The 12,622-nt window shown below is 66.2% G+C and carries 8 protein-coding genes and 1 pseudogene; 6 read left to right on the forward strand and 3 right to left on the reverse strand.

Translation table 11 applies throughout. The features are described from left to right. Positions 1-238: pseudogene (locus tag F3H13_RS10715) on the reverse strand (MFS transporter); the annotation flags it as partial. Between the two features lie 176 nt (positions 239-414). On the opposite strand from F3H13_RS10715, the gene tatC reads away from it, so the two are divergent. Next, positions 415-2,652, forward strand: a complete 2,238-nt coding sequence (gene tatC, locus F3H13_RS10720) for a twin-arginine translocase subunit TatC (RefSeq protein WP_149799025.1) — start codon at positions 415-417, stop codon at positions 2,650-2,652. Positions 2,653-2,768: 116 nt separating this feature from the next. Next, positions 2,769-5,720 carry an excinuclease ABC subunit UvrA gene (gene uvrA / locus F3H13_RS10725; protein WP_149799026.1) on the forward strand — a complete coding sequence of 984 codons (2,952 nt, stop codon included), beginning with the start codon at positions 2,769-2,771 and terminating at the stop codon, positions 5,718-5,720. A gap of 1,325 nt (positions 5,721-7,045) precedes the next feature. On the opposite strand, the gene F3H13_RS10730 is transcribed toward uvrA, so the two are convergent. Continuing rightward, complete coding sequence (locus F3H13_RS10730; protein ID WP_149799027.1) at positions 7,046-8,095, reverse strand: RNA-guided endonuclease TnpB family protein; 1,050 nt, start codon at positions 8,093-8,095, stop codon at positions 7,046-7,048. A 199-nt stretch (positions 8,096-8,294) separates the two neighbouring features. Between F3H13_RS10730 and F3H13_RS10735 the strand changes: the two genes are divergently transcribed. The 4 genes from F3H13_RS10735 (at position 8,295) to F3H13_RS10750 (ending at position 10,519) form a co-directional block, all read left to right on the forward strand. After that, entirely contained in the window at positions 8,295-8,540 is a 246-nt protein-coding gene (locus F3H13_RS10735; RefSeq protein ID WP_149799028.1) for an antitoxin VapB family protein, read from the forward strand. A gap of 240 nt (positions 8,541-8,780) precedes the next feature. Further along, positions 8,781-8,924: a DUF2080 family transposase-associated protein gene (locus F3H13_RS10740; protein WP_149799029.1), complete on the forward strand. Its 144-nt coding sequence runs from the start codon at positions 8,781-8,783 to the stop codon at positions 8,922-8,924. Continuing rightward, positions 8,925-10,154: an RNA-guided endonuclease InsQ/TnpB family protein gene (locus tag F3H13_RS10745; protein WP_149799030.1), complete on the forward strand. Its 1,230-nt coding sequence runs from the start codon at positions 8,925-8,927 to the stop codon at positions 10,152-10,154. 41 nt (positions 10,155-10,195) lie between these two features. Continuing rightward, positions 10,196-10,519 (forward strand): PIN domain-containing protein, encoded by a 324-nt coding sequence (locus F3H13_RS10750; protein ID WP_149799031.1) that lies wholly within the window; start codon positions 10,196-10,198, stop codon positions 10,517-10,519. A gap of 23 nt (positions 10,520-10,542) precedes the next feature. On the opposite strand, the gene F3H13_RS10755 is transcribed toward F3H13_RS10750, so the two are convergent. After that, positions 10,543-12,564: a MutS-related protein gene (locus F3H13_RS10755; protein ID WP_149799032.1), complete on the reverse strand. Its 2,022-nt coding sequence runs from the start codon at positions 12,562-12,564 to the stop codon at positions 10,543-10,545. Positions 12,565-12,622 lie beyond the last annotated feature (58 nt).

Raw genomic sequence — 12,622 nt, forward strand, 5'->3', positions numbered from 1 at the left:
CGGCGTCCTCGGCGGCCACGACCTCGTCCGGGTCGAGGCTCGCGTGGGGGTCCGAGCTCGGTTCGGTATCCCCGTCGGACTCGTCGCCGTCCGGGCCCGGATCGGCGGCATCGGGGGCTCCCTCGTCGGACGCGCCGGGCTCGGACCCCTCGTCGACGGCGCCGTCGGTGTCGGCCTCGTCGGTCGACCCATCGGCGGCGGCCGAGTCGTCGTCGCGCGACCGGTCCGAGTCGTCCATTCAGTTGCTGTACGCAACCGGGCGGTTATCAACCTTTTCGGATAGCGGCGACGCGCGGGGCCGATCGCCGGAGCCTCCCGGAGCGTCGCGGGCGGGAGCGTCGCAAGCGGGAGCGTCGCGGGCGGGAGCGCCCGCGGTCGAAAAGGTTGATAACGGCGACGGCCTTCGCCCTCCGTATGGCGAGCGCCCTCGACGAGGACACCCAACGGTCGATCGCAGAGGGCCAGGAGACGGCGAAGGCGTTCCTTCGGTCGATCCAGAAGGACCTTCAGAAGGTGTTCGTCGTCTTCCTCATCGGCTTCCTCGCGACGTTCTGGGCGCTGCGCACGTACATCTGGGACCGGCTCAGGGAGGTCACCGAGTCCAACATGAGCCCCGAGGTCGCCGCGGAGGCGGACGTCATCGCGACGACCCCGTTCGAGGTGATCCTCCTCCAGGCGAAGATCGGGCTGATCGTGGGCGCGATCGTCGCGATCCCGCCGCTTATCTACGTCACCCGCGACGAGCTCCGCGCCCGCGGCATGTGGCCGCAGTCGCCGATCGCCCGGTGGAAGCTCGCGCTCCTCGGGCTGCTCGCCGCCGGGCTGTTCGCCGCCGGCGTCGCCTACGGCGTCTTCGCCTTCTTCCCGCTGATGTTCGGCTTCCTCGCGGAATTCGGCCTGGAGGCCGACATCCAGCCAACCTACGGGATCGTGATGTGGACGGAGTTCATCGTCTTCCTCTCGCTTTCGTTCGGCCTCGCCGGACAGATGCCGATGGTCATCACCGGCCTGTCGTACGCCGAGATCGTCCCGTACGAGACGTTCCGCGACAAGTGGCGCTACGCGGTCGTCGCCATCTTCGTGTTCGGCGCCGTCTTCTCCCCGCCGGACCCGTTCACGCAGCTGCTGTGGGCGTTCCCGCTGGTCGCGCTGTACGGCTTCAGCCTCTACCTCGCGAAGCTCGTCGTCACGGCCAAGCGGAGCTCCGACCGGATCGACGTCCCCGGCGCGGTCCGGAACCACTGGAACGTCGTCGGGGGGGCGACCGTCCTCGGCGGCGCGCTCGTGTACGGCTTCTACGAGTACGGCGGCCGGACCGCGGTCAACGACCTCCTGCGGCTCGCGGGGAGCACCCGGCGCTTCCTCGAACCGGGCGCCGGGCTCGGCGTCGACCCGACGACCGCGCTCGGGGTCTACGCCGCCGCGTGGGCGCTCGCGTTCGCCGCCGTCGCGACGCTGTGGGCGGTGTACACCGACCTCGACACAACGAGCGCGGGCTACCAGTACGGCGACCCGACCGCCATCGACGTGGACGAACTCGACGCCGCGGGCGTGCGGGCGGCCCCCCCGGACGCGTTCGCTCAGATGGAGGAGGGGGAGTCGCTCGCGCTCGCGCAGGCCGCGATCGACGACGACGACCCGGAGAAGGCGCAGGCGATCCTCGACCGCTACGACGAGGTGAACGAGGGGAGCGACGGGGACGGCGACGGCGACTCCGACGCGAGCGGCGCGGACGGCGCGAGCGCGGACAGCGGGGGCGGGGGCAGCGGCGGCGAGGGCGGTCTGGTCGGCTCCGTCCAGAACCGGACCTCCCGCGCGGGGTCGACGTTCCTCGCCGAGCTCACGGACGGCGACGAGGAGTCGGCCGAAGACGACATCGGCGGCTACTACAAGGACCTCAAGTTCATCTTCGACTCGCTGCGCTCGCGGTCGTTCCGGATCGTCGCCGTCTTCGGCGTCGTGATGGCGGCCGCGTTCACGTGGCTGTACCTCGGCGGCCTCGGCACCGTCCGCGGCGACCTCGAGCGGCGCGTCCCGGCGGAGATAGAGGGCGGGATCAACATCATCACGCTCCACCCGGTCGAGGCGCTCATCTTCATGGTGAAGTTCTCGGTGCTGCTCGGAATCGTCGCCGCGTTCCCCGTGGTCCTCTACTACGCGTGGCCCGCGCTCCGCGAGCGCGGCTTCGTCGCCGGGCGGATATCGCAGGTGTACCTCTGGGCGGGCGCGCTCAGTGCCGGCATGGTCGGCGGCTTCGTGCTCGGCTACACGACCATCGCGCCCGGCCTCATCGGCTGGCTCGTCACCGACGCGCGCCTCGCCGACATGGTCATCACCTACCAGGTGAGCGACTTCCTCTGGCTCGTCATCTACACCACTATCGGGATCGGCTTCCTCGCTGACATCCCGATCGCGATGGTCCTCATGAACAACGCCGGCGTCCCGTACCGCGTGTTCCGGGAGCGCTGGCGGGAGGTGACGATCGGGATCCTGCTCGTCGCGGCCGTGTTCACCCCCGCCGACGTGATCACGATGTTCCTCGCGACGATCCCGCTGATGGCGGCGTACGGGCTCGGAGTCGGGGTCCTCTTCGTCGTCACCCTCGGCGGCCGGCGGGACCTCTCGCCGCCCGCGGAGTTCGTGACGCGTTGAGCCGTCCGGCGCGTGGTCCGGCGGACGCTGAGCCGTCCGGGGCGCGGCGCGGGCCTTGGTAGCCACCCGCGAGACCGACGAGTATTCCCGCGCGCGCCCGCAACGGAAGAACAGAAATGAGCAAGGACTACATCGAGGTCCGCGGCGCCGAGGAACACAACCTCAAGGACCTCGACGTCCGGATCCCGCGCGAGGAGTTCACCGTCGTCACCGGCCTCTCCGGGTCGGGGAAGTCGTCGCTCGCGTTCGACACCGTCTACGCCGAGGGGCAGCGCCGCTACATCGAGTCGCTGTCGGCGTACGCCCGCAACTTCCTCGGGCAGATGGACAAACCGCAGGTGGAGTCCGTCGAGGGGCTCTCCCCGGCGATCTCCATCGACCAGAAGAACGCCGCGAACAACCCCCGGTCGACGGTGGGGACCGTCACGGAGCTCCACGACTACCTCCGCCTGCTGTACGCCCGGATCGGCACGCAGTACGACCCCGTCACCGGCGAGGAGGTCGGCGAGCAGTCCGCCCAGGACATGGTGAACCAGGTCCTCGAGCTTCCGGAGGGGACCCGCGCGAAGGTCGCGGCGCCGGTCGTCCGCGACCAGAAGGGCGCCTTCGAGGACTTATTCGAGGAGCTAGTGAGCGACGGGTACGCCCGCGTCGAGGTCGACGGCGAGCCGGTCGACCTGACCCTCGATTCCCCCGACCTCGACGAGAACTACGACCACACGATCGACGTGATCGTCGACCGCGTCCGGGTCTCGCCGGACGCGCGCTCGCGGATCACGGACTCCGTCGAGACCGCCCTCGAGGAGGCCGGCGGCGTCCTCAAGCTGATCGTCCCCGACCCGCCCGAGGACGTCCCCTTCGCGTCGAACGCGCGCTCGACGGGGTCGCTCGCGGCGGACGCCGACGGCGACGACCGGCTCGTCGTCGAGTTCTCCGAGGAGCTCGGTAACCCCAACTCCGACGTACAGTTCTCGGCGCTCGAGACGCGCTCGTTCTCCTTTAACAGCCCGTACGGGGCCTGTCCCGAGTGCGAGGGGATCGGCTCGACGAAGGAGGTCGACGAGGACCTCGTCGTCGAGGACCCCTCGAAGCCGCTGAAGCACGTGTTCGAGCCGTGGAGCTACGACCGCACCTACTACTCCCGGCAGCTCGACAACGTCGCTGACCACTTCGGCGTCGACCTCGACACCGCCTTCGAAGAGCTCGAGGAGTCGATTCAGCGGCAGTTCCTCTACGGCACCGACGACCTCGTCCACTTCGAGTGGACCACGAAGAACGGTACCCGCGAGAAGACCGAGCGGTTCGAGGGCGTGATCCCCAACTTGGAGCGCCGCCACGTCGAGACCGACTCCGAGCGCGCCCGCGACCACATCGAGGAGTACATGGCCGTGACGACCTGCCCCGAGTGCGAGGGGACGCGCCTCAAGGAGCAGTCGCGGCACGTGCTCGTCGCCGGGACCTCGATCACCGAGGTGAACGAGCTGTCGATCGCCGAGGCGCGCGAGCACTTCGAGGGGATGGAAGACGAGCTGAACGAGCGTGAGACGACGATCGCCGAGGAGATATTAAAGGAGATCCGCGCGCGGCTCGGCTTCATGGAGGAGGTCGGCTTAGAGTACCTCACGCTCGACCGCGAGGCGTCGACCCTCTCCGGCGGCGAGAGCCAGCGCATCCGGCTCGCGACCCAGGTCGGCTCCGGGCTGGTCGGCGTGCTGTACGTCCTAGACGAGCCCTCCATCGGGCTTCACCAGCGCGACAACGACCGCCTGCTCGACACGCTAGAGGGGCTCCGCGACCTCGGAAACACGCTCATCGTCGTCGAGCACGACGAGGAGACGATGCGGCGCGCCGACGAAATCATCGACATGGGCCCCGGCCCCGGCAAGCGCGGCGGCGAGGTCGTCGCACAGGGCGACTTCGACGAGGTGGTCGCGACCGACGAGTCGGTGACCGCCGACTACCTCGCGGGCCGCAAGGAGATTCCGGTGCCCGGCGAGCGCCGCGAGCCGGACGGCGAGCTCGTGGTTCGGGGGGCCCGCCAGCACAACCTGAAGGACCTCGACGTGCCGATCCCGCTCGGCACGCTGACGACTGTGACGGGCGTCTCCGGCTCCGGGAAGTCGACGCTCGTCAACGATATTCTTTATAAGGGACTCGCCCGCGAGATGAACGACAACACCTCCGTCGACCCCGGCGCACACGACGCGATCGAGGGGCTCGACGAGGTGGAGACGGTGCGGCTCATCGACCAGTCGCCGATCGGGCGGACGCCGCGCTCGAACCCCGCCACGTACACGGACGTGTTCGACCACGTCCGCGAGCTGTTCGCGGAGACGAAGCTCTCGAAGCGCCGCGGCTACGAGAAGGGCCGGTTCTCGTTCAACGTGAAGGGCGGGCGCTGCGAGGAGTGCGGCGGGCAGGGCACCGTGAAGATCGAGATGAACTTCCTCTCTGACGTGTACGTCCCCTGCGAGGAGTGCGGCGGCGCCCGCTACAACGACGAGACGCTCGACGTCGAGTACAAGGGGAAGACCATCGCCGACGTGCTCGACATGAGCGTCGCGGAGGCCCACGAGTTCTTCGAGAGCCACCGCGGGCTCGAACGCCGCCTGAAGCTGCTGAAGGACGTCGGCCTCGGCTACATGGAGCTCGGCCAGCCCTCGACCACGCTCTCGGGGGGCGAGGCACAGCGCGTCAAGCTCGCCGAGGAGCTGGGCAAGCGCGCGACCGGCGACACGCTCTACCTCCTCGACGAGCCGACGACGGGGCTCCACAAGGAGGACGAGCGCAAGCTGATCGACGTGCTCCACCGGCTCGTCGACGCCGGCAACACCGTGGTCGTCATCGAACACGAGCTCGACCTCGTGAAGAACGCCGACCACGTGATCGACCTCGGTCCCGAGGGTGGCGACGGCGGCGGCGAGCTCGTCGCGGGCGGCACGCCCGAGGAGATCGCCCGCGAGGACGCCTCGCACACGGGTCGCTACCTCCGGGACATGCTCCCGAAGGTCGACCTCGACGGGCCCCGCGACGACCGCCGGAAGCCCGCCGTGGCCGACGACGACTGAGGCAAGAGAGGGACGCGATCCGTCCAAATTCCGCGTTTTGACCGAACGGCAGCCAGACCGAAACGTCCGGTCGCCGAAGGCCGCTTGTCGAGTGAGAACGGGAGTGGATATCGCAGATCGGCAGCCACGACATAGTATTTAAAGAACCGTGAGCGGCGGCGACGAGTTTTAAAAAAGAGAGTGCGGTGGCGCGCCTGCGAGCGGCCGCCACCGGCGGCCGCGAGCCAGCCCGCGAGGGACGCCGCGAGCGAAGCGAGCGGCGAGGCTGGGGAGGTGTGAGGTGCGGGTGCTGTGCGGTGCGGGTGGGACTCAAAGGGGCAGTCGTTGAGGGCGGTGTAGCCGACGTAAGCACCGGAATGAGGGAGCGAAGCGACCGAATGAGGAGCGCAGCGAGGCTACACCGCCCTCAACGACTGGGGCTTTGGATGCCCTCACCGCAGCAGCGTCGATTACTTATAAGTAGTCGACAACGACACCGCAATCCTCTTTATAAACAACCACGCCACCACACTGAGCAACGTACTACACGCACTCCTGCCATCGATCCCCGCTATCGCTTGACATCCTCCCCGCGCTAAAGCGCGAGGATTCCACGAAGTGGAGTTTGAGGTTCCGTGTTTCCTCTGGGTTCAAGTACGCTTTCGCGTGACCCTTCGACGGTAGCCGTCCGATTGTGACCGGGGACGGACATTACAACGGGTACAGCCCTATCAACAGGGCCTTCCCATCCAGACGCGCTGGACGTTTCACGGGGAATACCGTTTCCCTCCACGACAGGGTTTTCAGCCTGCTGGGCACCGCCATTCGCGTCTCCATGAGAAGGACGTGGCGGGCTGGGTCTGGTTTTCTTACCCATCACGGTCGCTGGTCGAAGACCAGTAGACGGTGAAACCATCGTGCCGTGCGTGGGGAACACCATCACCGTGTGATATAGTCGAACCCCACATAAAATCGAGGATTCCAAACGCAGACGGCTATCGACGATGGATTGCGGAGTTGATTGTCGAATTCGTCCGCGCGCTAAAGCACGGGGCTTTCGCCTTGATTCTCCGTAATGAGACAACCACGATTACTGGATCCGTTGACATCCTCCCCGCGCTAAAGCGCGAGGATTCCACAAAGTGGATATTCAGGTTGCGCGTTTCCTCGGGCCTCAAGTACGCTTTCGCGTGGGCCGTCAACGGTCGCCACCCAGTTGTGACCAACGGTGTGCTTTCCAGCGCGTGTAGCCCTGTCAATGGGGCCTTCCTCCCCGCATACAGCGAGCGTCGAAGACGGCTGGCTATTCAACCAGCGAGGTAGTACGGTTCGCGTCAGCCGAACTGTTACGCCGTACATGGTTCTCCCTCCCGTTGTGCGATATTCTCTGAAGCGTTCAGGTCGGCGTGGCGTCCTCGACCGCACTCCGAACACGAAAAGTGGTCGCCATCACGGGTTCCCATCGAACCACACTCCGAACACCGCTGGCTGGTGTGGTACGCGTCAACTTTCTCGACGCGTATCCCAGCGCGTTCGGCTTTGTACGTGATGAACTGTTGGAGTTGGTGGAAATGCCACGAGTGGACACCCGACCATGAGCTGTTCTCGCGGATACCTTCGAGGTCTTCCATCCGGATGACGGGGTTCTCGAACTGTTCCGCGAACGTGATGAGGCGATGGGAGAGTTTGTGATTCAGGTCTTTGATTCGACGCTGTTCTTTGTCACCCACGCGGTTACGTGCGCGAAGCGCACCCGCTTCCGAGAGCGAGTCGCGTAGGGAACGATATTTGCGTCGAACATATTTCGCCTCACCACCCGACACGAGCATCGACTCGTCCTCGCCGTAGGCTGTCACAGCGAGGATATGCCGTTCGCCAATATCGACACCGATCGGCGTCTCACCCGACGTGTCGGCGTCGTACTCGATATTGAACGTACAGTACCAGTTGTCGCCGCGACGGTAGATCTGTAGGCGGGTCTTGTCAGCGTCACCCTCCACCAGTCGGTCTACGGGGTCGGCAATGTCGTCGTACACCTCTATCGGGGTGTACCACCATTGGGAGACACACGGGAAGCCGACGACGACTGTGCCGTTGTCGGTCGTGTCGATCTCCCAGTTCTGGTTGTTGATGGCGAACGGTTGACTCTCTCGGTAGCGAACCTCCCCGTCCTTGTTGTGGTCGGATTTCGCCTCTCGAATGGCTTGGTTCTGGATGGCCGAGTAGAGGTCGTTGTCGATGCTGGCGGTGGTCACGGATTTGTTGAAGTCGCCGTTCTCCCATCCGTCAATACAGAACTGTTTGGTACCGCGGTAGAGACGAGAGGCGCGTTGCCACTCTCTTCGCCGCGAGAGGGATGGGTTGTGGAACTTCGCGGTGACAGCCACCGTGACCATTACGTTTGTAATTAGACATGCCATCATTATGTATCTGGTGGAATATCGGGCGCGCTATGGTCGGTGGTTCGTGTTATCGACTGTCGGATTCATCCCCGCCCTGAAGGGCGGGGCTTTCTCCTTGTACTTCCGTAAAAGATAGCAGAACGGGTTCTCGTGCCCAACGCTCAAGACGCGTCAACGTCAACGTTGACACGAGATGGCGACGGCAGACGAGCAGATTCGAGTGAGCGGTCGGGTGAAACGGCTCCTCGACCGGTATCGAAGCGGTGGGGAGAGTTACAACGACGTACTCGAACGGCTGCTTTCCGAGCGGAGCGAGGGCGACTTCGACGCCGGATTCGGGCTGTTATCGGACGATCAGGCCGAAAGGATTCGAGAGGAACGACGGCGGGCCAAGGCGGAGCGAAAGGATCGGATGCGGCGGCTCGGCGAGGACGCATGAGAGTCCTCGACGCGAATTTTCTCGTCGACTATTTGAACGGGGAACCGACCGCCAAGCGCTTTTACCTAAAATTCAGGCGCTAATGCCCCGTCCTCAAGGAGCAACGCAGGGAGCGCAGCGACCGAGTAGCGCAGTAGGGCGGGGATACAGCGCCGTCATCGTCTCACAGACACTCTACAACGACCGGTCCACAGGCCCACCAAAGTGTTTATACGTCCCTACAATGTATCTACACCGTACATGGGACAGTTCACAATCAACGGCCACGAAGTCGTGGACGGCGACGTGAAAGCCACCGGCAACGGCGCTCACGTCTACGTCCCGAAACGATGGCGTGGCGCGGACGTGAAAATCGTCCGCATATCCGACCCTACCGACGAATAGATGAACTACAACTACAGGTATCGACTGAACCCATCCGACGACCTCCGCGAACGGTTAGCGAGGACTGTCGATACCTGTAGGCAGGTCTACAACCATTTCCTCCACCGACTCAACCGACACGACGATACATCCTCGTACTCCGAGCAGAAGCGTCTGCCGGAGTTGAAAGACTGGTGGACCGACCTACGAGACGTTCACTCGAAGGCGTTACAGAAAGTCGTCCAGCGGTTGTACGACAACCTCTCGACGCTCAAAGCCCGGAAGAAAAACGGCTACAACGTCGGAGAGTTGAAGTGGAAAGCACCAGGAGAGTACCAATCGTTCACCTACAGTCAATCCGGCTTCAAACTCAAAAACACGAGTGGTCGGACGCGACTGTGGCTCTCGAAGATTGGTGACATTCCCATCACATTCCACCGCGATCTGCCTGACGACGCCACTATCAAGACCGTCACGATCAAACGCGAACCCACCGGCAAGTGGTACGCCATCCTCGGCGTCGAAACCCCTGACGACCCTCCCGAGAAGCCCGAGGAAGTGACTGCCGCAGTTGGGATCGACGTGGGTATCCTGAAATACGTCCACGACAGCGACGGAACCGCCGTCGAGTCGCCGGACCTTTCCGATGAACGCGAGCGATTGGAACGCGCTCAACGTAACCTCTCGCGGAAGAAACACGGCTCGAACAATTGGGAGGAACAACGCAAGACGGTCGCTCGACGCCACGCCGACTTGAAACGCAAGCGGCGTGACTTCTTGCACAAACTCTCGGGGTACTACGCCAGCGAATACGACCTTGTAGCGGTCGAGGACTTGGACACGGAGGGACTGGTCGAACTACCGGGCAACTCTCGGAATCGGGCCGGAGCCTCGTGGGGAACGTTCCTGCGGATGCTCGAATACAAGTGCGAACGGGAAGGGACGCACTTTGTCGCCGTGGACCCCCGAGGAACGACGAAAGAGTGTGCGTCATGTGGTGTCGAGACGGACAAGCCGTTGTGGGTACGCGAGCATTCGTGTCCGTCGTGTGGGTTCGAGGCGGACAGAGACGCGAATGCGGCGTGGAACATTCTTTCTCGCGGTCTCGAACAAGTAGGGACGGGCTGTCCCGAATCACCGCCTGTGGAGACTGCGCTCCCTACGGACACCGATTCGGTGTCTACAAAGCGCGTCATGGAAGCAGGAAGCCCCACCCTCAAGGAGCGAACCGCGTCACCCGTGAGCGAGTAGGGTGGGGAGGAAGTCACGAGGCGAAAGGCGGCGATCGCGAGGTGTGGATCGTTCCGGCTCCAGCGTACGCGGAGACGCTGGTCGGCGTGGGAAACCTCCCCGATGCGTCCGTCGAGGAAGCGATCGACGCGCTCGCCTGGACCGAGGTGTACGCGGTCGACGAAGCAGTGTCCGAGGAGGCGGGGTACGTCGCGGAAGCGGTCGGTTCCGAGGGGCCGTTCCTCGACGGCGTGGACGCGACGGTCGCCGCCGTCGGGCTCGAACTCGACGCGCCGGTGGTGTCCGCCGACGGCGACCTCACGCACGCCGAGACGCGGCGAGTGGTCGAGGTCGAGAACTACCGAACTGCCGACGACGGCGAGTAGAATTGTCGGCGGACCGCCGCCTCTCAGAACTTCTCTAACAGGTCGCCGTAGAACTCGCCGCCGCGGTCGTCGGCGAGCTTCTCGACGATGAGCTCCGGCGTCGACCGCGCGAGGTGTCCCTTCTTTGGTGAGCGGTTCACCCGGAGCTCGCCGTCGACGAGCCCCGCGGCCTCGATGCCGTCGACCGCGACGTCGAAGTCGGCGGCGTCGCGGATCTCGCGGGCGAGGTGCGAGACGAAGACGGCGGTGGCATCTTGATCGTCGAGCGCCTCCAAGATGCCCGCGATGATCTTCGCAGAAGCGCCGGGCTCGGTGATCGACTCCAGCTCGTCGACTAAGACGAGCCGGCCGTCCGCGCCGTCGACGAGGTCGCCGAAGTCGCGGAGCGTCGCCTCGAACGCGCCCGCGTCGAGGGTCCCCTGCGACTTCGCGTAGTAGTGGATCTCCTCGAAGCGCTCGACGGTGGCCGACTCGGCGGGCACCGGCATCCCCATCTGCGCGAGGACGACGACGAGGGCGACCAGATCGAGCGTGGAGGTCTTCCCGCCGGAGTTGACCCCGGAGAGCAGCGTCGCCCCCGAAACGGCGTAGTCGACCGGCTCGACCGCCGCGAAGTCCACGTCGAGCAGCGGGGAGCGCCCGCCCTCGATGCGGAACCCCCGATCGGACGATTCGGGGTCGACCACCTCGGGCATCGCGCAGTCGAAGTCGCGGGCGAACCGCGCGATCGCGAGCTCCACGTCGAGTTCGAGCGCGTCGCGCACCAACCGTTCGACCGGCTCGCGGAGGTCGCCGAGGTCGCTCGCGAGGTCGGCCTTCAGCTTCGCCGCGCGGCGGTCGCGGGCCGCGGAGAGCTCTGTCCGGAGCCGCGAGACGGCGCTCTCGTCGTGATCGACCGGGAACGAGGGGTCGCCGCCGAAGACGCGCTCGGCCAGCTCCGCCTCCTCCGGCTCCAGGCGGAGCGCATCGGCGAGGTGCTCGCGGGCGGCGTCGACCGCCGCGTCGTACTCGTCGGCCAGCTCGCGGTCGAGCAGGGAGTCGACGCGGGCACCCTGCTCGACTAAGGAGAGGAAGTCGGTCCCCTCGATGGTGACGTCGCGCTCGCGGATCGCCTCGCGCAGGCGGTCGTCCGCCACCGAGGCCGCCGTCGACACCGCGGCGTCGAGGTCGTCGACGGCGGCCGTCAGCCGATCTAACTCGGCGTCGCCCGCGATGGTCCCGTCGTCGTCGAGCCGCGAGAGCGCGTCGCGCAGGCGGTCGAGGTCGACCGGGGGGTCGGCGTCGCCGTCGCCGCCCGAGACCGGATCGCCCGCCGCCGCGGCCGCCTCGTGGACCGCCGCAGCCGCCTCCAGCCGCTCGCGGTTCTCCGCGAAGAAGGCGAGCAGCCGCTCGGGGACGGTCTCCGCCGGCGTGTCGAGGGCGTCCGGCCGCACGCTCACGTCGCCCTCCACGTCGAGTCCGGCAAACGACTCGTCTAAGACGATGACGGACGCGTACGATCGGCCGAGCTCGGAGACGTCGCGCGCGTCCTCGACGGTTTCCACGGAGAGCTCGGGCACCTCGGCCTCGGCGCGCGCGAGCGTCTCGGCGTCGGCGGTCGCGAGGCAGCGGTCGCGGACGCGGACGGTCGGGGGGTCAGAGAGGGGCGCGCAGTCGGCGAGCGCCTCGCGGACCGCCGGATCGGGCTCTCTCGCAATCGCGTCGGTCGCGAACGCCTGCGCCTCCGCGATCCGCGAGGCGGACGCGCTCGGGTAGAACGTCTCCAGCCGCTTCGCCGCGTAGTCGGTGACGGTGCGCTCGCGCAGCAGGTCGATCGCCGCCCGGTACAGCTCGCGGGCGCGGTCGGTGGCCAGCACGCGCCCGTCGTCGTCGTGGCGGCGGCGGATCGCCCCGCGGGCGATGCGAGCCGCGCGGGCCTCGTTGACGCCCGGCGCGCGGGCGATGGCGGCCACGTCGCCGGACTCGACGGTCGCGGCCGGATCGTCGAGCTCGCGCAAGGCCGCGGCCGTCTTGGCGCCGACGCCGGGGATCGCCTCCAGCTGCATCTACCCGCCGGTATCGCGGCAACGATGTAAAGCGTGCGGGTCGATGGCGCGGAGCGGC

It is taken from the genome of Halorubrum xinjiangense (assembly GCF_900102375.1).
GTDB classification, from domain to species: Archaea; Halobacteriota; Halobacteria; order Halobacteriales; family Haloferacaceae; genus Halorubrum; species Halorubrum xinjiangense.